At 64.7% G+C, this 21441-nt stretch carries 19 protein-coding genes; 13 read left to right on the forward strand and 6 right to left on the reverse strand.

Features of this window, described 5'->3' with window-relative positions:
* Positions 1–150: 150 nt before the first annotated feature.
* Positions 151–963 carry a cyclase family protein gene (locus CH273_RS09555; RefSeq protein WP_032394943.1) on the forward strand — a complete coding sequence of 271 codons (813 nt, stop codon included), beginning with the start codon at positions 151–153 and terminating at the stop codon, positions 961–963.
* Entirely contained in the window at positions 960–2387 is a 1428-nt protein-coding gene (locus CH273_RS09560) for an MmgE/PrpD family protein (RefSeq protein ID WP_032394944.1), read from the forward strand. The genes CH273_RS09555 and CH273_RS09560 overlap by 4 nt, the downstream gene beginning before the upstream one ends.
* 58 nt (positions 2388–2445) lie before the next feature.
* Here the strand turns inward: CH273_RS09560 and CH273_RS09565 are convergent, their stop codons facing one another.
* Positions 2446–3273 (reverse strand): HpcH/HpaI aldolase/citrate lyase family protein, encoded by an 828-nt coding sequence (locus CH273_RS09565; RefSeq protein ID WP_032394945.1) that lies wholly within the window; start codon positions 3271–3273, stop codon positions 2446–2448.
* Positions 3270–4058: an IclR family transcriptional regulator gene (locus CH273_RS09570; RefSeq protein WP_032394946.1), complete on the reverse strand. Its 789-nt coding sequence runs from the start codon at positions 4056–4058 to the stop codon at positions 3270–3272. Before CH273_RS09570 ends, CH273_RS09565 begins: the two co-directional genes overlap by 4 nt.
* Positions 4059–4268: 210 nt before the next feature.
* On the opposite strand from CH273_RS09570, the gene CH273_RS09575 reads away from it, so the two are divergent.
* The 9 genes from CH273_RS09575 to CH273_RS09615 are packed head-to-tail and all read left to right on the forward strand — an operon-like array spanning position 4269 to position 13625.
* Positions 4269–5489, forward strand: coding sequence for an ABC transporter substrate-binding protein (locus CH273_RS09575; protein WP_032394947.1), 1221 nt, complete (start codon positions 4269–4271; stop codon positions 5487–5489).
* Complete coding sequence (locus CH273_RS09580; RefSeq protein ID WP_045199335.1) at positions 5486–6475, forward strand: branched-chain amino acid ABC transporter permease; 990 nt, start codon at positions 5486–5488, stop codon at positions 6473–6475. The genes CH273_RS09575 and CH273_RS09580 overlap by 4 nt, the downstream gene beginning before the upstream one ends.
* Positions 6472–7515 (forward strand): branched-chain amino acid ABC transporter permease, encoded by a 1044-nt coding sequence (locus CH273_RS09585; protein WP_052049407.1) that lies wholly within the window; start codon positions 6472–6474, stop codon positions 7513–7515. The genes CH273_RS09580 and CH273_RS09585 overlap by 4 nt, the downstream gene beginning before the upstream one ends.
* Positions 7512–8234: an ABC transporter ATP-binding protein gene (locus CH273_RS09590; protein ID WP_032395095.1), complete on the forward strand. Its 723-nt coding sequence runs from the start codon at positions 7512–7514 to the stop codon at positions 8232–8234. Before CH273_RS09585 ends, CH273_RS09590 begins: the two co-directional genes overlap by 4 nt.
* Entirely contained in the window at positions 8231–8935 is a 705-nt protein-coding gene (locus tag CH273_RS09595) for an ABC transporter ATP-binding protein (protein ID WP_032394949.1), read from the forward strand. Before CH273_RS09590 ends, CH273_RS09595 begins: the two co-directional genes overlap by 4 nt.
* Positions 8936–8948: 13 nt before the next feature.
* Complete coding sequence (locus CH273_RS09600; RefSeq protein ID WP_032394950.1) at positions 8949–9581, forward strand: hypothetical protein; 633 nt, start codon at positions 8949–8951, stop codon at positions 9579–9581.
* Positions 9578–10948 (forward strand): FAD-dependent oxidoreductase, encoded by a 1371-nt coding sequence (locus CH273_RS09605; RefSeq protein ID WP_032394951.1) that lies wholly within the window; start codon positions 9578–9580, stop codon positions 10946–10948. The genes CH273_RS09600 and CH273_RS09605 overlap by 4 nt, the downstream gene beginning before the upstream one ends.
* A 23-nt stretch (positions 10949–10971) precedes the next feature.
* Complete coding sequence (locus tag CH273_RS09610) at positions 10972–12438, forward strand: dihydroorotase (RefSeq protein WP_032395096.1); 1467 nt, start codon at positions 10972–10974, stop codon at positions 12436–12438.
* Positions 12435–13625 (forward strand): CaiB/BaiF CoA transferase family protein, encoded by a 1191-nt coding sequence (locus tag CH273_RS09615; protein ID WP_032394952.1) that lies wholly within the window; start codon positions 12435–12437, stop codon positions 13623–13625. The genes CH273_RS09610 and CH273_RS09615 overlap by 4 nt, the downstream gene beginning before the upstream one ends.
* Before the next feature lie 40 nt (positions 13626–13665).
* Here CH273_RS09615 and CH273_RS09620 read toward each other — a convergent pair whose 3' ends face one another.
* Positions 13666–14592 carry an ABC transporter substrate-binding protein gene (locus CH273_RS09620; protein ID WP_032394953.1) on the reverse strand — a complete coding sequence of 309 codons (927 nt, stop codon included), beginning with the start codon at positions 14590–14592 and terminating at the stop codon, positions 13666–13668.
* A 75-nt stretch (positions 14593–14667) separates the two neighbouring features.
* The gene (locus CH273_RS09625) at positions 14668–16965 is read right to left on the reverse strand and encodes an ATP-binding cassette domain-containing protein (protein WP_052049408.1); all 2298 of its coding nucleotides are present in this window, start codon (positions 16963–16965) and stop codon (positions 14668–14670) included.
* Between the two features lie 174 nt (positions 16966–17139).
* Here CH273_RS09625 and CH273_RS28125 point away from each other — a divergent pair, with 174 nt between their 5' ends.
* Positions 17140–17610 (forward strand): PASTA domain-containing protein, encoded by a 471-nt coding sequence (locus CH273_RS28125; RefSeq protein ID WP_230596718.1) that lies wholly within the window; start codon positions 17140–17142, stop codon positions 17608–17610.
* A 1-nt stretch (position 17611) separates the two neighbouring features.
* On the opposite strand, the gene CH273_RS09635 is transcribed toward CH273_RS28125, so the two are convergent.
* Positions 17612–18151, reverse strand: coding sequence for a DUF2231 domain-containing protein (locus tag CH273_RS09635; RefSeq protein WP_032394954.1), 540 nt, complete (start codon positions 18149–18151; stop codon positions 17612–17614).
* 89 nt (positions 18152–18240) lie between these two features.
* Here CH273_RS09635 and CH273_RS09640 point away from each other — a divergent pair, with 89 nt between their 5' ends.
* A complete protein-coding gene (locus tag CH273_RS09640) occupies positions 18241–19737 on the forward strand; it encodes an acyl-CoA synthetase (protein ID WP_032394955.1) in 1497 nt (498 codons plus the stop codon).
* Between the two features lie 7 nt (positions 19738–19744).
* Here CH273_RS09640 and CH273_RS28130 read toward each other — a convergent pair whose 3' ends face one another.
* Positions 19745–21427 carry an HNH endonuclease signature motif containing protein gene (locus tag CH273_RS28130; RefSeq protein WP_032394956.1) on the reverse strand — a complete coding sequence of 561 codons (1683 nt, stop codon included), beginning with the start codon at positions 21425–21427 and terminating at the stop codon, positions 19745–19747.
* Positions 21428–21441: the final 14 nt, after the last annotated feature.

Here is a 21441-nt window from a genome sequence, read left to right on the forward strand (position 1 = left end):
AGAGTCAATGATCGAGACGGGTAGGCGGAGGACTGCTACGCTCATCCTGCCGCCGGTGCACTTCTCGGAAGCCTCAAAGCGTTCCGGCTAGCGAAACGACATTACGCTGGTGTGAGGTGACTGCTCAGCGTCGAACGAGGAGATGAAGCAATGTCCGATCAACTTCTTCGTGCCGTCCAGGGGGGCGTGCACGCAGTCGATCTCGGTAGGCAACTGAGGGTCGGCATGCCGCAGTCACCCAATCATCCGCAGTTCTGGCACACGTTGCCGCGCAGGCACGGTGACATGACCCGAGCGGATGGCGGCAGTGCCGCGAACGACATGATCACCACCGGAACGCATGTGGGTACCCATATCGACGCTCTTGCTCACGTCAGCCAGGACGGGAAACTGCACGGCGGGGCCGACGCAGGTCAGTCCTGCCTCGGTGGGAAATACGTCGAACACGGAGTACACACCATCGAGCCCATGATCCGCCGCGGTGTGCTGCTGGACATTCCGAGGCTCCTCGGTGTCGTCCGCTGCGAGGGTGGATACGAGATCACCGTCGACGATCTCGAATCGGCATGTGCAGCAGAGGGTGTCGAGATCGTGGCCGGCGATGTCGTCTTGATTCGCAGCGGCTGGGGGCAGTTGTTCGCCGAAGGGCTGCCCTACGTCGGCGGACCGTCCGGTGTTCCCGGAGTCGGAGAAGCAGGCGCGCAGTGGCTGGCGGACAGAGGCGTACACGCTGCAGGTGCCGACACGATCGCGTTCGAGCGGCTCGCTCCCGGCAGTGGCCACGGTCTGCTACCTGCGCATCGAGTTCTCCTGGTGGAGAGCGGAATTTACATCATCGAGGCGCTCGACCTCGAAGAGCTCTCGCAGCAGGAACTCTTCGAGTTCACGTTCCTCCTCGTGCCGCTGAACATCTTCGGCGCAACGGGTTCGCCGGTCCGGCCGTTGGCGGTGAGGTCCGCATGACCGAACGCACACTCGCGCAGCACATAGCGCATTTCGCCGCGACCACCCGCTATAACGATCTCCCCGAAGCAGTCGTCGCCTCGGTGGGGATGCGAGTACTGGACACACTCGGAATTGCAGTGGCTGCCACCGACCTCGATACCAGTCGGGCCGCGACCGCGTGGGCACGAGAACAAGGTGGGTCGGCAACGGCGTCCGCCGTCGGACTCGATGTTGCACTCCCGCCTGCCATGGCCGCCTTCGTCAACGGCGTGCTCGCGCACTCGCTCGATTTCGACGACACCCATCTCCCGTCGATCCTGCACCCGAGTGCCAGCGTGGTGCCTGCGGCACTCGCGGCCGCTCAAGAGCACGGAGCAGACGGCCGAGAACTCGTGCGTGGCATCGCGATCGGGCTGGAAGTGTGCGTGCGAATCGGGATGGCGGGGTTCGATCCGGAGACCAAGAATTCGGTGTTCTTCGAGCACGGTCAACACGCCACCTCGATCTGCGGTGCCATGGGCAGCGCCGTGGCTGCAGCCGTCATCGGTGGTGCATCCGAGGAACAGATCGTGGACACGATGGGTATCGCGGCCTCGATGGCGTCGGGCATCATCGAGGCCAACCGCACCGGCGGTACGGTCAAGCGTATGCACTGCGGATGGGCAGCGCACTCCGCTCTGTCTGCAGCCGGGCTTGCGCGACACGGGATCACGGGACCGCCGACCGTCCTGGAAGGACGGTTCGGCTTCTTCCAGGCCTGGTTGCACGAACCGGGCCGAGCCGACGAAATCCTGAACGGCCTCGGCTCCGAGTGGGCTGTTCCGGGAATCTTCTTCAAGCCGTACCCGGCCAATCACTTCACCCATGCTGCGATCGACGCGGGAGGAGCCCTTCGCGCGCGTGGAATCGGTCCGGAGCAGATCGAGAAGCTGGAGCTGGGGGTACCTGCGGCGAACCTGCGGACGATCGGCGAACCCATCGACGTCAAGCGCACGCCCGAGACCGGATACATGGCTCAGTTCAGCGGCCCCTACGCGGTTGTGGTCGGGCTGCTGGGCGGGGGAGGACTCGGTGCCGCGCTCGAGGACTACACGGACGAGTTGGCGAAGTCGGCGGATCGACGTGCGCTGATGGCCAAGGTCGACGTGGTGCCGGATGCCCGGTGTGATGCCGTTTTCCCCCATCAGTTCCCGGCGGTGCTGACCGCAACACTGACCGACGGAACGGTCGTGGTCGAAGAGGTGTTGACCACGCGCGGAGGACCCGAACGGCCGCTGTCGTTCGGTGAGGTCTCGACCAAGTTCACCAGCAATGCCGGGCCGTTCCTCTCCGACGTCGAACTGAAAGAATTGGCCGGTCGATGCGATCGGCTCGGGGACCTGACCGACATCGGAACACTGCTCGCTCCGTTGACCGATCTGAAATCGACCACGCAGCAATAGGACAGTCCTCGGGCACCGTCCACTCGTATGGCGGTGCCCGAGCTGCAGTGCGACCGGCTCAGGCCCGGGCGAGGATTTCCCGCGCGCCCCGTACCACTGCTTCGTCGACGAATCTGCCGTTGTCGTCGACGGTCGGACCACCCTGGGCCACGTCGTACAGTTCCACCAGTCGACGGGCTGCAGCCACGTCGTCCGTCGACGGCGTGAGTGCGGCATTGATGATCGGAACCTGGCTCGGGTGCAATGCCGTCCGGCCGCGGAAACCCATCTGCACGAAACGCGCTGTGGTGGTGACGAATCCGTCCAGATCACGGAAGTCGGTCGACGTCGGAGCGATCGGTGCGGCCAATCCCGCTGCAGCGCAGTCGATCACGACGTTCAACCGAATGGCGTCGATCATCGATTCGGTGTGCTCCGATCGTGTGATCCGCAGGTCGGCGAGTAGGTCGACCTCGCCGACCCCGAAGGTTCGAACCCTGTTGCATCGAGCCATCTCCGGCACAGCGCGCAAGGAGTGAGCTGTTTCGATGAGGCCGATCAGCTCGATGTCGGGGAGATTGCGCATGTCGAGGAATCGGTCCGCACGTGTCAGGGACTCGGTCGAACACTTCGCCACCATGATGCCGGTGACTCCGGTCCCGGCGACGGCCTCGAGATCCTGCGTCATGAACTCAGGGGTGACCCGAATCCAGATCTGGGTGTCGGTGGATGACCTCGACGCCAACCACTGTGCGACCTCGTTGCGCGCTCGGTCCTTGTCCGGCAGCGGAACTGCGTCCTCCAGGTCGATGATCACCGCGTCGGTCTCTCCGCGCACCGCCTTGTCGAACAGCTGCGGCTTGTTCGCGGGGACGTAGAGGAACGATCGGGCGGATGTAGGGATCATCGGGCTGCTCGCGCTTCCAGGATGGTGGTGATCGATCGAGCCGCGGCGACGACCTGGCCGGCGTGGACGATGTGCTCGTCGTCCGCTGAGGAGGAATAGCGAAAGGCTGGACCGGACGAGCTGACCGAACCGAGGACGTGGCCCGCGGCGTCGAAGAAGGGAGCGGCGATCGATGCTGCACCGGTATTGCGCTCGTTCGTCGAGGTCGCGTACCCGTTGGTGCGGATGTCGTCGAGGCGAGCGCGGAAGCGGGTCTCGTCGGCGTCATGGGTGGTGCTGCGGAGTTCCTGGAAGGCTTCCTCTGCGAATCGGTCGGGGAGGAACGCCAGGATCGCTCGGCTCGACGCTCCCGAGTGCAATGCGTACTGCGGGCCGATTTCGACGACCATCTTCACTTCCTGCGGGCTCTCGTACTGATCGAGATAGACGCGGCGGTGCCCGACGAGTACCGACAGCGTGGCAGTTTCACGTGTGTTCGCACGGAGCGCACGCAATACCGGAGCGGCGATGGACCGCACGTCGAGTTGGCTCCAGGCCTTGGTTCCGAGTCCGATCGCGGCGGGACCGAGGGAATACGTCGACTCGCCCGCGACGGGCTGCACGATCGACCGCGATGCGAGCGATTGCAGAATGCGGTGCACCACAGCCTTGCTCAGCCCAAGCGTTCGAGCGATTTCCGATACGCCGAGTGCGCGATCGGATTGGGCGAAGGCGATGAGCACGTCGGCGACACGATCGGCCGACTCGGTGCCGGTCGATGTCTCCAGTACTGGCCTGCTGACCATAAGTGCCACCTTTCGGATGTGCATGCGTTCCGCTGAGCGAACCATACCCGTAACAAGAATTTGACGGAAGAGCCTGTTCTGAGCCCGTGATGCGTGCCATACTCGATTCCAGCGAGATCAATCATCATTCTGATGGTGCGCTCAGCGGAACGGTTGGTTCCGCCCAGTGGTTCGACTCGGCGCCGGTAGGCGCGGAAGGCAGATTCGACAATGAAGAAGCTCGTAGGTGTGCTGACGGCCGTTGCCGTCGTGGGTGCTGCAGCGTGTGGTTCGTCCACCGGTTCGGACGACTCCGGCCCCATCAAGATCGGATCGGTTCATCCCACCACCGGAGCGCTGGCAGGTGTGGGCGGTCTGATGAACGACGGTGCTGCACTGGCGGTGGCCGATATCAATGCAGCAGGCGGCATTTCGTCCCTCGACGGTCGGCAACTGGAGTTGGTATCGGGTGACAGCCAGGGCAAAGCAGAGGTCGGACAGAGCGAGGCGCAGCGACTGATCGACGACGGCGCGGTGTCGCTCATCGGCACGTACCAGAGCGATGTCACGCAGAATGTCGCCTCTGTCGCCGAACGATCGCGGGTACCGCTTGTGATCGACGTGGCGGTGGACGACAAGATCCTGGACCAGGGGTACCAGTACTCCTTCCGCATGCAGCCGAACGCCTCCAGCATGGGAACCGACGGTGCAAAGGCGCTCGCCGCGATCGAAGAGCAGACCGGTCAGGCCATCGATCGAGTCTCCTACCTGCACATCGAAGGATCGTTCGGCGACAGTGTCTTCAACGCATTCGAGGCCGAGGCTGCGAACCAGGGAATCTCGTCGGTGCAGGAAATCACCTATCCCGCAACGAATTTCTCCGACGCCACCACACAGGTGCGTGAGGCTGCAGTATCCAACCCCGACGTCATAGTCGCCACCGGCTACTACCCGGACGGTCTGTTGATCGCCCGCGCCGTCGAGCAGCTGAATCTGAACGTCAAGGGTGTCTACGGAATTGCCAACGGCGCTTTCGACGACAGCTCTTTTCCCGGCGACGCAGGCGCGGCCGGCGACGGTGTGTTGAGCGCCAACTACCACTTCGACGCCACCAGCGACCGCGTCACCGACATTCGTACGCGGTTCGAGGCCCAGTACGGACGCCCGATGGAGACGGCAGCGATGCTGTCCTACCAGGCGGTCGAGGTCATCGCGGCGGGTCTGAACGACGGAGCCTCCAGTGACCCGGAAGATCTGCGCGAGGCGATTTCCGGCGTCTCGATCGACGACCCGCTCCTCGCGTTCAGCGGACCGATCGAATTCGACGAGACCGGGCAGAACAAGAACGCAACCGTCATTGTCATGCAGGTCCGCGACGGTGCAATCGCACAGGTCTTTCCCGAGGAGTTCGCGACGGACGCAATCGAATTCCCCGTGGGATCCGGCCAGTGACGGCGGCTACCTCGACTGCGGAGAAGACGGGTAAGCGAGGTCTGGCCGGGATCGACCCCGGCATCCCGGTCGCAGCAGCGATCGTCGTCATCATGGCGGTGATCTACCTCGTCGGTGGAAAAGATCAGGGCTTGGTCACGCAGTCGGTCGTCTCCGGGCTTCTGCTCGGCGGCGTGTACGCACTGATCTCGGTCGGACTGACGCTCATCTTCGGCGTTCTCGGCATCGTGAACTTCGCTCAGGGCGCGATGCTGACGATGGCGATGTACATCGTGTACGCGCTGTCCACTGCCGGGTTGCCGGTCTACGTCGCGACGCTGCTGGCAGTTCCGGTGATGTTCCTGTTCGGCATGGTCGTTCAGGCAACTCTGCTGACGAAGCTGACCATCAGTGGCAGCCACGACGGACCTTTGCTCGTCACCCTCGGCCTGTCTCTGCTCATCATCAACGTGCTGCTGATGATCTTCGGCGGGCGACCACAATCGGTCCAGGCACCGATCGACGGTTCCCTCGACGTTCTCGGTGCGGTGGCGTCGTGGCCGCGCGTGGTGGCGTTCATCGGTGCCGCTCTGGTCGCCGTCGCGCTCAGCGCGGTGCTGAAGCGGACGCCGCTCGGATTGTCCATTCGCGCAGTCGCATCCAACTCCGAAGGCGCGAAACTCGTGGGCGTCGACATCGGCAGGGTCTATGCGCTCACCTTCGGTATCGGTGCCGCGTGCGTCGCCGTCGCCGGCGGGTTGATGACACCGTTCACCAGTCTCACGCCGTCGGTCGGAGAACAGTTCACCATCCTGGCGTTCGTCATCGTGGTTCTCGGTGGACTCGGAAGTGTCGTGGGAGCGATGGTCGGTGGTCTCGTCATCGGCCTCGTGCAGACCGTCGGTGCGCTGTATCTACCGGGAACAGGCTCGCTGATCCTCGTCTTCGCGGTGTTCGTCCTCGTCCTGTTTCTCAAGCCCGAAGGATTGTACGGAGCTCGCCGATGACAACGACAACAAGCGCACCCACTCCGGTGCAGCACGATCCACGGTTGAAGGACACCTGGCTCCGACGCCAACTGATCACGCTCGCCATCGGTTTCGTCGTGGTTGCGGCATTGCCGCTGATGCTCGGTGAGCAGGCACAGACCGTTGCCGTTCGCACGCTGATCTTCGCCGTGATGGCCGTGGCGTGGAACATCATGAGCGGGTTCGGTGGCATGTTCAGTTTCGGCCACGCCGCCTTCTTCGGAATCGGTGCCTATACCGGTGCGTATCTCTTGGTCGAACGCGGCGTCTCGCCGTGGATCTCGATGATCCTCGCGGCGATCATCTCGGCGGTGGTGGGAACGCTCATCGCCTACCTGTGTCTGCGCTACCGACTGGCCGGGTCCTACTTCGCATTGGCCACATTCGCCTTCGCGCAGATGTTCCTGCTGCTGGTGCAGAACCTCGAAGTCTTCAACAAGACCGAGGGATTCAACGTGCCGATCCTGCCACGGGATTCGTGGTGGATGCTGCAGTTCGAGAAGGGCAGCCCCAACTACGTCTGGATTCCACTGGTCATTCTGGCCCTCGCCGTTCTCGGCACGATCTTCTACACCCGTTCGCGGGCCGGGCAGTTCGTCCAAGCCACCCGCGACGACGAAACCGCCGCAGCCTCACTCGGTATCGACACGATGAAGTACCGGTTGATCGCCGTAGCGGCGAGTTGTGCGCTGACCGCCGTCGCAGGTGTCTATTACACGCAGTACTACTTCTTCGTCGGACCGGAGCAGGCCTTCGGTTCGGCGGTCTCCGTCGAAGCGATCGTTCCGGCCGTCATCGGTGGCATCGGCACGATCTGGGGACCGGTCATCGGTGCTGCGGTGATCGGGCCGCTGTCCGAGTTGATCAACGAACTGCTACGAAACCCACCCGCCTTCCTCGAATTCCTGCAGGGAACAATCGGATTGGACGTTGCCGCGTACTCGGTGATTCTGATCGCGATCGTGATCTTCCTACCCAAGGGAATCTTCGGCACGATCCGTGAGAGGTGGAACCGATGAGCCTGTTGAGCATCGAGAACCTGAGCAAGTCGTTCTCGGGTATCCATGCGGTGCGCGATGTCAGCCTCGATGTGCCCGAGCACGAATTCCTCGGGATCATCGGCCCCAACGGGGCAGGTAAGACGACCTTGTTCTCCTTGTTGTCGGGTGAACAGCCACCGACCACGGGCCGAGTGATCTTCGACGGTACCGACATCACGGGTTGGCCGGCCAGCAAGATAGCGCGCGCCGGACTGGTCCGCACGTTCCAACTGATGCGCCCGTTCGAGTCGATGTCGGTGTTGGAGAACGTCACCATCGCCGCGTTGTCGAAGCGCAAGTCACGCAGGGATGCGCGGCGTCATGCCCTCGATGTTCTCGATCGTGTGCAGTTGTCCGATCAGGTCGGCGGCAAGGTCTCGGCCATGTCGACCGCGGGATTGAAGAGACTCGAGCTCGCGCGCGCACTGGCCATGGAGCCGCGCGTCGTGCTCCTCGACGAGGTTCTCGCCGGGCTGGTCCCAGCCGAGCGTGCACCGATGATCGAACTGCTGCGCACAGTGCACCAGGAGGGCCAGACGGTGCTGTTCGTCGAGCACATCATGGCCGCGGTGATGGCCCTGTCCGAGCGCCTGGTGGTCATGCACGAAGGTGCCGTGCTCACCTCGGGTGACCCACGCACGGTGGTTGCCGACGACCGTGTCGTCGAGGCGTACCTCGGTGAGGAGAAAACAGCATGATGCTCGAGATCGACAACCTGCACGCCGGATACCGTCGTCTGGAAATCCTGCACGGGCTGAACCTCGCGGTCGACCGACACGAGATAGTCTCTTTGATCGGTGCCAACGGGGCAGGCAAGACGACGACGCTGCGCGCACTGTCCGGTATGGTGTCCACCTCCGGCGGTACGATCATGCTGGACGGCAACGCTATTCACGGAATGCGGGCGGATCGAATCGTCCGGGCAGGACTCGTGCACGTCGCACAGGACCGAGCTCTGTTCGGCAGTCTCACCGTCGCCGACAACCTGGAGATGGGTGCGTACACCCAGAAGCGCAGCGGCGTCAAGGAATCCCTCGACCAGGTCTACGCACTGTTCCCGATTCTCGCCGAACGACGAGAACAGCGGGCCGACACCATGTCCGGCGGTCAGCAGCAGATGCTCGCCATCGGTCGCGCGATGATGTCGAAGCCGCGAGTTCTGACGCTGGACGAACCGTCGGTCGGGCTCGCTCCCAAGCTCGCTGCTCAAGTGCTCGACGCTATCGTGCGAATCCGTGATTCGGGCGTGACCGTGCTGATCGTCGAACAGAACGCCGCACAGGCACTCGCGATCTCCGATCGCGCTTACGTCATCGAGAGCGGATCGATCGTGTTGACCGGCACCGGATCCGAATTGGCACACGACGAGCGGGTCAAAGCTGCCTACCTCGGTATTTAGGAGTTCACTTCACATGCATCTCTTGGCCTTCACCCCGATCGACGTCGATGCGGCAGAATTGCAGCGGCGCCAGGGTCGGTACGACCACCTTTCTCCCGCAGGGATCACCGTCGAGCTCCGCAACATCGGGTCCGACGCGCCGAGCGCACTGGACACCGAACGTGACGTCAGACGGTCGGAGGAGGTGCTGTCTGCTGCATTTCGGTCCGTGCACGACACGGAAGCGGATGGGTTTCTGCCCGACTGCGTGCTCGATCCCTGTGCCGAAGAGGCGGACTCGTTCATCCGGCCCCTCTACGGCCTGACCCGGCTGACGGCATCGTTCTACGCGTCCCAGGGGCATCGGATCGGCGCGCTCGCCCGCAACGACGTGATCGCTGCGGAGATGGATCGCCGACTCGCGTTCTACGGGGTCGTCGCCGAGGCAACCCAGGTGCTCGGGCTCGGTGTACACGATATCGCCGACACCGGAGCCTGGGGGAGAGCGGTCTCGGAGCACGCGAGGAAGCTCCGGTGCACCATCGCAATCAATGCGTGCTCGGCCGTCGATCTCGTCGATCCACCCGCGTCGCCGCAAGTGGTGGACCCGACCGCCACTGCGCTACGGCTACTGGGTCTGCGATCCGAACTGCAGGTGTCCGCATGAGCGAGGACGGCCCGGACCTGATCGTGGCCGGCGCGGGCGGCGGCCTCGTTGCTGCGCTCCGCGCCGCCGAGCTCGGCCTCGACGTGCTGGTCGTCGAGGCCAGTGCGCACTTCAAGCGAGGCAACAACACCGCGATGTCGACCGCGATGATTCCCGGCGCGGGATCACGATGGCAGCGGGAGGCCGGAATCGAGGACTCGCCGCAGCAGTTCCTCGACGACGTGATGCGCAAGACGAAAGGCAGTGCAGACCATCGGCTGGCGTCGGCGCTCGCCGAAGTCAGTGCCACTTTGGTCGAGTGGCTCGCCGATCACGTCCGACTGCCGCTCTCTCTCGTGACCGACTTCTCGTACCCGGGGCACTCGCAATTGCGATGTCACACAGTCGAAGGCCGCCACGGTAGTGGGATGCTCGAGCACCTCGCGCGAGCGGTCGCCGACGAGCCGCGCATCGATATGTTGACACCCGCGCGACTGACCGACGTGTCAGTCGATTCCGACGGGGTTGTCGACGGAGTGACGATCACGATGCCCGACGGCAGCGTCGACGTCGTTCCTACCCGTGCAGTTCTGTTGGCCACCAACGGCTACGGTGCCAACGCGGCCATGGTGGCGGAGCACGTACCGGAGATCGCCGCGGCGAGGTATCACGGCAGCGAGCACTCCGCGGGCGATGCGCTCACCATCGGCCGTCGTCTCGGTGCCGAGTCGGCGTATCTCGATGCCTACCAGGGGCATGCTGCACTGTCGAAGCAGGCCACGACGCTCGTCGGATGGGCGACGGTGATGCACGGCGGCATCGTGCTCGACACCTCCGGACGCCGGTTCGGTGACGAGACGACAGGTTACTCGGAGTATGCGGCCATTCTGGCCGCCAGACCCGGATCCGAGGGCTGGGTCGTCATCGACCGGTCGATCTACGACAAGTGCATGTCGTTCAAAGACTTCCAACAGACCGTCGACTCGGGTGCGGCAGTATGGGCCGACGATATGGACGGCCTGGCGGCCGCAACGGGGCTCCCACCTGCGGCGGTGGTGGAGGAACTCACCGCTGTGCAAAGGTATGCCTCGGGAGAGGCCTCGGATCCGTTCGGCCGCAGCTCATTCGAGCACACGCTCACCGGTCCGTATGCAGCCATCAAGATCGTGCCCGCCTTGTTCCATACGCAGGGCGGGCTCGTCGTGGACGAGAACGCACGTGTTCTACGAACCGACGGCTCGGCGATCACCGGCCTGTTCGCCTCGGGCGGTGCCGCGATGGGCATCTCCGGCCACGGTGCTGCCGGGTACCTCGCCGGTAACGGATTGCTCCCGGCACTCGGACTGGCCTACCTCGCGGCAAGCTCACTCAGAATCAACGAACTCTAGTGAAGAAATTCGAAAGGACCATCATGTCAACGCTTTTGATCACCAATGCGCGCGTAGTTCGGCCAGGATCCGACGCTCCCGACGAGGGTGAGTTTGTGGATCTGCTGATCGAAGACGGCAAGTTCACCCGTATCGAGGCGAACATCGATGCAGGATCCGCAGAGACGGTCATCGACGCTGCCGGCAAGGTCGCATTCCCCGGTGTGGTGGACGCACACCAGCACTGGGGTATCTACAACTCGCTCGGCGACGATGCCGAGACCGAGTCGCGGGCGTGTGTCCAGGGCGGCGTGACCACCTCACTGTCCTACATGCGGACTGGCCAGTACTACATGAACACGGGTGGTTCCTACGCCGACGTGTTCCCGAAGGTTCTCGACGCCACCGAGGGGCGCCCGTACGTGGACTACGCGTACCACCTCGCGCCGATGTCCAAAGAACACATCGACGAAATCCCCTCGCTGATTGCCGATCACGGCGTCACCTCGTTCAAGATCTTCATGTTCTACGGCAGCCACGGGCTCCACGGCCGGTCGACCGATCAGAGCGAATTCCTGATGACTCCCGAGGGGGAGCGCTACGACCTGGCGCACTTCGAGTTCGTCATGCGCGGTATCCAGGCTGCCCGAGAGCAGATGGGCGACAAGGCCGATCACATCTCGCTGTCGCTGCACTGTGAGACCGCCGAGATCATGAGCGCGTACACCAAGATCGTCGAAGAAGAAGGCACCCTCGAGGGCCTGGCTGCGTACAGCGCGTCACGGCCACCGCACTCGGAGGGCCTCGCCGTCACCATCGCGTCGTTCCTGGCCGACGAGACGCAGCTGCCCAACATCAACCTGCTGCACCTGTCCTCGCGCAAGGCGTTGACTGCGGCGATGCGGATGGCAAAGGCGTTCCCGCACGTCAACTTCCGCCGTGAGGTCACCATCGGGCACCTGTTGGCCGATATCGACACCGCGTACGGTCTCGGCGGCAAGGTCAATCCGCCGCTGCGTCCGCGCGACGACGTCGAAGCGCTGTGGGAGCACCTGCTCGCAGGTGACATCGACTGGGTCGTCAGCGATCATGCGTGCTGCAAGGACGAGAAGAAGTTCGCCGAGGACCGCGGCGACATCTTCGCCGCGAAGTCCGGCTTCGGGGGTGCCGAGTATCTGCTTCCAGGGCTGGTCAGCGAGGGACGCAAGCGGGGCCTGAGCTGGCGGCGTATCGCCGAGCTCACTTCGCTCAACCCGGCCCGACGCTACGGCCTACCGGGTAAGGGCGACATCGCCGTCGGGATGGACGCAGATATCGCCCTGATCGACCCGGACCACACCTGGACCGTCCGTCCGGAGGATTCCGAGTCGGCGCAGGAGTACACACCATTCGAGGGATTCGAGCTAGGTGCCAAGGTGACCGACACGTTCGTCCGTGGTCAGCGGGTACTCGCCGACGGTGCCGTCGCCGGTGCGCCCGCCGGCCGCTACCTGCACCGCCCGTACCTGTGACGGGGCCACTGGAGGGCATCAAGGTACTCGACATCTCGACGATTCTCGCAGGCCCCCTCGTCGCGCAGATCCTCGGCGACTTCGGGGCAGAGGTCATCAAGATCGAGCACCCCACCAAGCCCGACGGTATGCGCGGGCACGGCTTGGACAAGGACGGTCACCCGCTGTGGTGGACGATGATCGGGCGGAACAAGCGCACGGTCACCCTCGATCTCGGAAACTCCCGAGGCGGAGCCATATTCCGACGCCTGGCCGCAGAAGCCGACGTGGTGGTCGAGAACTTTCGGCCGGGTACCCTCGAACGCTGGGGGCTGGGGTACGACGTTCTCTCCGAGCTCAACCCTGGTCTGATCCTGTTGCGTGTCACCGGCTTCGGCCAGACCGGACCGTACGCGACCAGGCCGGCCTTCGGAACGCTCGTCGAATCGATGAGTGGTTTCGCGCACCTGACCGGCGAAGCCGATGGGCCGCCGACGCTTCCGGCGTTCGGCTTGGCCGATTCCCTTGCCGGGATCGCGGGCTCGTCGGCCGTGTCGATGGCTCTACTGCACCGCACCAACAACGGCGGCAAGGGGCAGCAGATCGACCTGGATCTGTTGAGCCCCATCATGGCTGCGGTCGGGCCGGGCGTCATCTATGCCGATCAACTGGGCATCGATCAGGAGCGAACAGGGAACCGGTCGAGCAACAACGCGCCCCGCAATCTGTACAAGACCGCAGACGGGCATTGGTTGGCGATCTCCACGAGCGCCAACTCGATAGCCGAACGTGTGCTGGTGCTGGTGGGTCACCCCGAGGTGCTGGACGAACCGTGGTTCGCCACCGGGCGTCAGCGCGCCGCCCACGCCGACCTTCTGGACGAATACGTCGGCGGCTGGATTGCCGAGCGGACCAAGGACGTGGTGATCGACGAGTTCGAAAAGGCAGGAGCGGCAGTCGCTCCCGTCTACAAGCCGAGTGACCTGTTGTCCGATCCGCAGGTGAACGCCATCGAGATGGTGACGACCGTCGAGGACGACGACCTCGGCCCCGTGCGCATGCAGAACGTCATGTGGCGGATGGGTGGCAGTCCCGGCCGGATCAGATACACCGGCCGCAAGCACGGTGCCGACACCGACCAAGTGCTCACCGAAATAGGGTGCAGCGCCGACGAGATCGAGGCCATGCACCGCGACAGCATCGTGTAGAGCGCGGCGGGTGGTCGCGGTGTCCGGTCACCCGCCGAGTTCACTCGGGAATCTGCTGCACCACGGCGGCGACGGCTTCCACCTGGTCCGCGATCCGTGGCCCCCATCTACTCGACAGGTCCTCGTCCATCGGGAAAATCCTGCCGTCTCGGACGGCGGTCATCGAACCCCACCCCGGTCGAGCCGCGACCGATTCGGCTGTGACGCCACAGCACTGGGCGTCGGCGAGGAACACGATATCGGGATCCGCGGTGATCACCGACTCGGCGGACAGCTGCGGGTAATCGCCAGCCCCGGATCCGTCGGCGATGCTCTGCAGACCGAACAATCCGTAGATCTGGCCGACGAAGCTCTGGCTGCTCACGGTGTACAGGGTGTCGTCGAGTTCGTGGAAGTACGTCAACGGCTGATCGCGTGTCGGCACGCTCGCGACGGCAGCATCGATGCGGTCACGCATCTGCGCGACCACCGCATCACCTTCGGCGTCGTGCCCGGTCGCGTCTGCCACTTGTTCGATCTGCGAGTACGCGTCGTCGAGGCTCGTCGCGGCCGGGACCAGCAGCGTCGGAATGCCTGCCTCGGCCAGGGTGGACGTCACCAGGCCGAGGTCGGTGGAGGTGATCACCAGATCGGGGTCGTACGCGACGATCGCCTCGAGGCTCGGCGTGAACGCAGACAGCCCGGTCTTCGGGGCTTCGGCGGGATAGTCCGACTGATCGTCGACGGCCGCCACCTGCTCACCCGCTCCGACGGCGTACAGGGTCTCTGTTGCCGTCGGGCTCAGAGAAACGATCGAACGGGGCATCGCGTCGATGGTGACGGTCTCGCCGTCCGAGCCCGATGCGATCGTCCTCGGGAACTCCCCGCTCGACGCCGTGGTGGAGGAAGCGGTCGGCGGGGAGTCCGTGGTCGTGCTGCCGCATCCGGTCGCGACCAGCGCGATGACCGCGAACCCGGCTGAGATCATTCGTGCCGATCGACGCTGCACTGCCACTCCTGTGTTTCCGGTGCCTCTTGGAGCGCCAACACTATCGGGTCGCGGTCAGCGACCCAGGCTCCGTGCCAGGTACGTGCCGGTGTGGGTGTCGGAGACCACCAACTCGTCGACGGTTCCGGTGAAGGTGATCAGTCCGCCGTTGTGTCCACCGTCGGGGCCGAGGTCGATGACCCAGTCGGCCGCGGCGATGACGTCGAGGTTGTGTTCGATGACGATCACCGACCTGCCCTCGTCCACCATTCCGGACAGCAACGCAATCAGGTTCGACACGTCCGACGGGTGCAGACCGGTCGTCGGCTCGTCGAGTACCAGCACCGGCGACGACCCGACCAGTTCGGTGGCGAGCTTGAGCCGTTGCCGCTCCCCGCCGGAGAGCGACGACAGGTTCTGGCCGAGCGAGAGGTAGCCGAGCCCGACATCCCGGCACCGGCGGAGGATGTCACGGATCTTCTTGACCTCGAAGAAGTCCTGCGCGTCCTCGACGGACATCTCGAAGATGTCGGCGATGCTGACGCCGTCGACGGTATGCCGGATCGCACCCGACCGAAAACGCCTGCCCTGGCACGTCTCGCAGGTGCTCGTCACCGGGTCGGTGAACCCGAGATCGGTGAAGATGACGCCGCTGCCCTGGCAGTCGGGGCACGCGCCGTCGGAGTTGGGCGAGAACAGAGACGGCGGCTGGCCGGTCTTCTTGGCGAAGTATGCGCGGATCGGGTCGAGCAGACCGGTGTACGTCGCGGGGGAGGAGCGGCGCGAACCGCGGATGGGTGCCTGGTCGATGATGACGGCGTCCGGCGCTGCCTCTCGGAGATGGCCGTGGATGAGGCTGGATTTGCCGGAACCGGCGACCCCGGTGACGGCGGTCAGGACTCCGAGCGGGACGTCGACGCTGACGTCGCGCAGATTGTGGGTGTTTGCTCCGGTGATGCTGAGCCAACCCGAAGGGGAACGGGGATTGCGCAATTCGACGCCCTCGCGCCGCAACGCGGCACCGGTCCTGGTGTCGGCGTTGCGGAGTTCGTCGTAGGTGCCCTCGAACACAACTGTGCCACCGGCTTTTCCGGCGCCCGGGCCGATCTCGACGATCCGATCGGCGATCGCCATGACCTCGGGGTCGTGCTCGACGACGAGGACGGTGTTGCCCTTGTCGCGCAGCGCGAGCAACATGTCGTCGAGGCGGTGGACGTCGCGGGGGTGGAGGCCTGTGGTCGGCTCGTCGAACACGTAGAGCATGTCGTTGAGGGTGGCGCCGAGGTGTCGCACCATCTTGATGCGCTGGGATTCACCGCCCGACAGCGACGACGTCGCCCGGTCCAGGCTGAGGTAGCCGAGACCGAGATCGACGAGTCTTCGCAGTTGCGTGACGATTTCGGCGGTGACAGTGCCCAAGCCGCTGATCTGCCACCCGTCGATGCGGTCGGCGAGTTCGGACACCTGCATCGCGAACGCGTCGGGCAGAGACAGGCCTTCGAGTGTGGCATCGCGGATGATCTCGTTGTAGCGGGAGCCGCCGCAGGACTCGCAGACACCGCGCGTGACGATGCGTTCGAACGCGAGCTTGGCCTTGCCTTTGAGGGCATCGGCGTCCTTGGTCAGGTAGCTGCGCCGGAACCGGGACACGATTCCCTCGTAGCTCTTCATCACGGCGTCGGGGTTCAGCACCTCGACCTCGCCGGGCTTGGCGTCGAAGAAGATGTGGCGCTCGCGGGCGGAGTACTGCTCGATCGGGACGTCGAGATCGAACAGGCCCGAGTCGGCGAACACCCGATACGGCCATTTGCCGACCTCGAAGTCCGGGTGCCGGAACGGCCCCTCGCGCAGGGACTTCGACTCGTCTACCAGTTCGCCGATGTCCACGACCTTCGCCTCCCCGAGCCCTTCGCACTCGAGGCACATGCCGGCCGGGTCGTTGAACGAGAACGCGTTCGCGAACCCGATCGTCGGGGTGACGCCGCGGGACCAGAGCATGCGCAGCCAGTCGCCGATGTCGGTGATGGTGCCGACCGTCGACCGCGGGCCACCGAACAGTCGCTTCTGGTCGACGATCACGACGGCCGACAGGTTCGCGATCAGATCGGCGTCGGGGCGACCGTAGGACGGCAGGAAAGTCTGGGCGAACGCGGTGAACGTGGAATTGATCTGCCGTTGAGCTTCGGCAGCGATGGTGTCGAACACGAGTGACGACTTCCCCGACCCGGAGACGCCCGCGAAGACGACGAGCGAGCGCTTGGGCAGGTCGAGGTCCACGTCGCGGAGATTGTTCTCGCGTGCTCCGCGAACGATGATCGTGGACAGTTCGTTGCTGGATGGCTGGGCTGGGGTGGTCGGCTGGGCCTGGGTCATGTGCGCTGAGGTCGCCTTTCGCCGCCCCCGACGCTGGTTCGTCCGGGGCCGACGCAGTCTACCGTACGCCGTACGGAAATGCCGTTCATGCTTCCGCAGTAACAGACTTACCGGTCTGGCGATCTCACATGGGCGCCGATTGCATCAGGCCATCGGTCGTGTCGAAAGGTATTCATGACCAGTAGTAGTCGTTTCCGCGTGCGGTCGGCCATCGTGCTCGCCCTCCCGGCGATCGTCCTCGCGGGCTGCGGATCGCAGGACTCCACCGAGCCCGAAGTCCGCACCGAAGTCCGGACTGTGACCGTCGAGGCAACGGCAACCCCACCGACGATCGCGCCGACGTCGATCGACAGGATCGTCCTTCCGGACACCACTGCGCCCGAGCCGTCCACATCGGAACCGGCCGCGCCGGTCCTCGTTGCCATGCCTCCGGTCGTATGCATGAATTTGCAGTCCGCGCAGAATGCGATCCAGGCAGCCGGGGTCTTCTACTCCCGCAGCGCCGATGCCTCCGGCGAAGGTCGGATGCAGGTCAACGACTCGAACTGGATTGTCGTGGCGCAGGATCCGCCCGCAGGGACGCTGATCGGTGAGGGAGATGCTCTGCTGTCCGCGGTGAAAATCGGTGAGCCGAACAACTGCTGATCTAGCTGCGAAGGCTGTGCTTGCCCGCTGGAGCCGGTTTCTGCTCGGTCGAGCTGTACGCGAGGTGGCCGCCGATGAGGCCGCCGACGCTCGCTGTGGCGAGACCGGCTGCAGCCAGGGCCTTGGCGATGCCATCGGTCTGTTTCCGGCGACGTAGGTAGGAGCCGAGAAAGAGGAAGACGCCGGTCGCGTTGGAGGCCGCGTGGATGATCCCGACTCGTCGCTGGCGGGTGTTCATCGTCGACCAGTCGGCCCATCCGGTGGCGATGGCGGCCGGCGCGGACACGAGCCCGATAGAGATCACAAGCTTGCTTGCTCTCGACTGGTGATTCAGCAGGTCCAGAGCAACGGCGCTGGTCCAGCTGCCGATGGTGACGTTGACCAGAGCCGGGTGGATGGGGTGGCCGATCCATTGTCCGCGGAGCGCGCCGCCGACGGTGCTGTCGTCGAGTGCGGGCTCGAGGACGTCGTTGATCGCGTTGCTCGCTCCGTCGAGGAACGATGCCGATTCGAGGCTGTCGAGTGCTTGCTTGAGTGTCATACGTTGCCGCATGCCCCGCTGACGCTGCGCGAACCGTAAGGGCAGCCAAACACGGGACGAGATGCTTGGACGTCCTATAACGTCGGGTGATGAGCAGCGGAACACGAGTGAACACCGTCGACGGCGTCCTGCGGCGGTCGGCCGCCAAATTCCCCGACCGTCTCGCCGTGACATTCGAGGGACGCAGCCACACCTACGGAGAACTCGATACCGCCGTCACCCGCGCCGCCCGACGACTGATCGCGTTGGGGTTGAACAAAGGTGACCGCGTCGCGGCGTACGGCGTCAACTCGGATGCGTACGTTGTTGCGTTTCTCGCCTGCGCGCGAGCCGGATTGGTGCACGTTCCGATCAACTACGCGCTGGTGGGCGACGAATTGCAGTACTTGCTCGATCAGTCGGGCTCCCGCGTGGTTCTCGTGGACCCGGCTTTGACGGCCACCCTCGACTCCGTTCGTGCAGACCTGACGATCGAGCACGTGGTTTCCCTTCCCGATGTACTGGGCACGGACGGCGGCGGCTCCGAACTCGAACCCGCCGCCGATTCGACCGACCTCGCTCAGCTGCTCTACACCTCGGGAACGACGTCGAAACCCAAGGGCGCGATGATGTCTCACGGCGCACTCGTCGCGGAGTACGTCTCGTGCGTGATCGCGCTCGGGTTCACCCAGGACGACGATCCGCTGCTCGTGATGCCGATGTACCACTCGGCGGGAATGCACGTGTTCATGCTGCCGTATCTGTCGGTGGGTGCCACGGTCCGCTTGATGCGCAGGCCCGACGTCCCGGAGATCCTGCGCCGCATCGAAGAGGAGAAGATCAAGTCTCTGTTCCTGGCCCCGACGGTGTGGGTTCCGCTCGCCAATCACCCCGACCTGGCCACGCGCGACCTGTCGTCGCTGAAGAAGGCGCAGTACGGTTCGTCGATCATGCCTGTCACCGTTCTCACTCGGCTACGTGAGCGGTACCCGGACATCGAGTTCTACAACTGCTTCGGGCAGTCCGAAATCGGCCCACTGGCAACGGTATTGCAGCCCGAGGAGCACAAGGCGCGGCCGGCGTCGTGCGGACGTGCGGTGTTCTTCGTCGAGACCCGCGTCGTCGACGCCGACGGCAACGACGTGCCGGACGGCGAACCCGGAGAGATCCTCTACCGTTCTCCTCAGCTGTGCGACGGCTACTGGGACAAGCCGGAGGCGACGGCAGATGCGTTCTCGGATGGGTGGTTTCATTCAGGCGACCTGGTTACACGCGACGCCGAGGGTTTCATCACCGTGGTCGACCGGATCAAGGACGTCATCAACACCGGCGGCATTCTCGTCGCGTCACGCGAGGTAGAGGATGCGATCTACACCCATTCGGCGGTCGCCGAGGTCGCGGTGATCGGGACGCCCGACGACAAGTGGATCGAAGCGGTGACGGCAGTCGTCGTGCTCAAGGACGGCAGTGAGCTGTCGTCGCAGGCGTTGATCGATTATGTGAAAGGTCGTATAGCGCCGTTCAAGGTGCCCAAGACCGTCACCTTCGTCGACGAATTGCCACGTAATCAGAGCGGAAAACTGCTCAAGCGTGAGCTGCGCGGTTGACCTGTCGTCAGGCTGCTCGCTGTTTTCGTCGGTGGTAGCTGGGGATGGGTTGTCGTGTGGGGTCGATGGATTCGGGCGAGATGGCATAGGGGTGTCCGTCGTCGCCCATGAGCAGTTGCCAGTGGCCGTGGTGGACGAGGCGGTGGCATTCGCCGCAGACCAGCGCGAGGTTGTTCAGGTCGGTTCTGCCGCCGTGTTCCCAGAACCTCACGTGGTGGGCGTGGCACCACCGTGCGGGGCGGCCGCACATGACGCAGCATCGGTCGCGGATGGTCAGGGCGATGCGCTGGTCGTCGGTGGCGAGTCTGGTGGTGCGCCCGAGCGCGAGCGGGACACCGTGGTGGTCGACGATCACCGGGGTGAGGTCTGCGTCGCAGGTGAGAAGTTCGGCGAGGGAGCGACTGATCGGGCCGGTCCAGTCGAGGTGGAACGGCCAGTCCGCATCGCCAGGCTCGGGAACGGACCTCTCCCTGGGATCACCACTAGCAGCGTCACTACCGGCGGTGCTGCGACCGACACGATCGTCGGGAGACTCACCAGTTCGTGAACCGCCGTCGATACCAACACTCTCGCTGACGCGGTGACCGCCGTCAGCACCACCATCGGGACCGGCGTCGGCATTACTGGTTCGTGAGTTGCCGTGGGCACCAGCACTCTCGCTGGCGCGGTGACCGCCGTCAGCACCGGTAGCGTGTGTTGTCGAACCCGTTGGTGCGCTGGCAGTTTCCTTGTTTGTGCGGTCGCTGAGCAGGTCGCGCAGCGGAACGATCAGGTGCACCGACGCCCGCGACCCACCCGACGCCCCGCGGCTGCCACCGCGTAGGTGCCGGTCGAGAATCCGATCGAGTGCATCGGCCCGCCGCTTCGACGGACTCCGCGGGTCACGTTCCCCACCCGGGCCCGGCCGCGGAGCCGTCAACGGCGACAACACGGTGAGCAGTTTCTCGGCCAGCAGCCGGTCGACGTCGCCACCGAGCTGGAAGCGGCCACTGGCCAGCCGGTGAACATCGAACCGGTTCAGGTTCGGATTCTCCGACATCGGCACCGGCGGCGGCCCCGACGGAACAGGCTCGGGCCCAGCAGGTTCGGGCCCACCCGAACCACCGGCATCACCGGAGCCACCGGCATCATTCGAACCACCGGCATCGGCTCGGCCCGCCTGCTCTTGCTCGCGCTCTCGTTCCTGCTCTAGTCGTTTCTTCTCGGCCTGCTCGTGCCGAGCTCGCGCGTCCTCTGCCGCAGAATGCGCGAGTGCCTGAGCACGGGAGCTGACCTGCCCGGCGGTGCCGCGCATCGCGTGCGCGAGCAGTTCCGCGACGACGGCGTCGCGGCGCTGCTCGTCGAGGGTGGGGTCGGCGACCACCACGGTGGCGTAGCCGTCGGCGATCGCCGAGGCGTGCGCAGCATGGATCTCACCACCTGCGAGGGCGTCGAGCACGATCGGCCACTGGGTAAGCCACTGCCCGAGTTCCATCTGACGCGCCGCGGATCCGTCGGTGATGCGCACCGACCTCGCGTACCAGCGGGTGACCGTCGAATGCCCGAGTTTTATCGCCAGGCCACGCCGGTCGATCTCGGCGAGCAGTGTCAATCTCGCTGCAGCCAGGGCGTTTTCGTGGGAACACACGTCGGCGAGCTCGGAGACCAATTCCTGATCCGCGAGCTCGAACACATCCCCCCATGTCTTCACCCCACGAAAGCTAT

The organism is Rhodococcus sp. 05-339-2 (genome assembly GCF_002258965.1).
In the GTDB taxonomy this organism is placed as follows: domain Bacteria; phylum Actinomycetota; class Actinomycetes; order Mycobacteriales; family Mycobacteriaceae; genus Rhodococcoides.

Bases quoted from the DNA above. Each gene is read 5' to 3' on its own strand.
- CH273_RS09575 (WP_032394947.1), top strand. From the start codon at position 4,269: ATGAAGAAGCTCGTAGGTGTGCTGACGGCCGTTGCCGTCGTGGGTGCT.
- CH273_RS09590 (WP_032395095.1), top strand. From the start codon at position 7,512: ATGAGCCTGTTGAGCATCGAGAACCTGAGCAAGTCGTTCTCGGGTATC.
- CH273_RS09640 (WP_032394955.1), top strand. From the start codon at position 18,241: ATGAGCAGCGGAACACGAGTGAACACCGTCGACGGCGTCCTGCGGCGG.
- CH273_RS09605 (WP_032394951.1), top strand. From the start codon at position 9,578: ATGAGCGAGGACGGCCCGGACCTGATCGTGGCCGGCGCGGGCGGCGGC.
- CH273_RS09565 (WP_032394945.1), bottom strand. From the start codon at position 3,273: ATGATCCCTACATCCGCCCGATCGTTCCTCTACGTCCCCGCGAACAAG.
- CH273_RS09610 (WP_032395096.1), top strand. From the start codon at position 10,972: ATGTCAACGCTTTTGATCACCAATGCGCGCGTAGTTCGGCCAGGATCC.
- CH273_RS09625 (WP_052049408.1), bottom strand. From the start codon at position 16,965: ATGACCCAGGCCCAGCCGACCACCCCAGCCCAGCCATCCAGCAACGAA.
- CH273_RS28125 (WP_230596718.1), top strand. From the start codon at position 17,140: ATGACCAGTAGTAGTCGTTTCCGCGTGCGGTCGGCCATCGTGCTCGCC.
- CH273_RS09570 (WP_032394946.1), bottom strand. From the start codon at position 4,058: ATGGTCAGCAGGCCAGTACTGGAGACATCGACCGGCACCGAGTCGGCC.
- CH273_RS09620 (WP_032394953.1), bottom strand. From the start codon at position 14,592: ATGATCTCAGCCGGGTTCGCGGTCATCGCGCTGGTCGCGACCGGATGC.
- CH273_RS09595 (WP_032394949.1), top strand. From the start codon at position 8,231: ATGATGCTCGAGATCGACAACCTGCACGCCGGATACCGTCGTCTGGAA.
- CH273_RS09635 (WP_032394954.1), bottom strand. From the start codon at position 18,151: ATGACACTCAAGCAAGCACTCGACAGCCTCGAATCGGCATCGTTCCTC.
- CH273_RS09600 (WP_032394950.1), top strand. From the start codon at position 8,949: ATGCATCTCTTGGCCTTCACCCCGATCGACGTCGATGCGGCAGAATTG.
- CH273_RS09585 (WP_052049407.1), top strand. From the start codon at position 6,472: ATGACAACGACAACAAGCGCACCCACTCCGGTGCAGCACGATCCACGG.
- CH273_RS09560 (WP_032394944.1), top strand. From the start codon at position 960: ATGACCGAACGCACACTCGCGCAGCACATAGCGCATTTCGCCGCGACC.
- CH273_RS09555 (WP_032394943.1), top strand. From the start codon at position 151: ATGTCCGATCAACTTCTTCGTGCCGTCCAGGGGGGCGTGCACGCAGTC.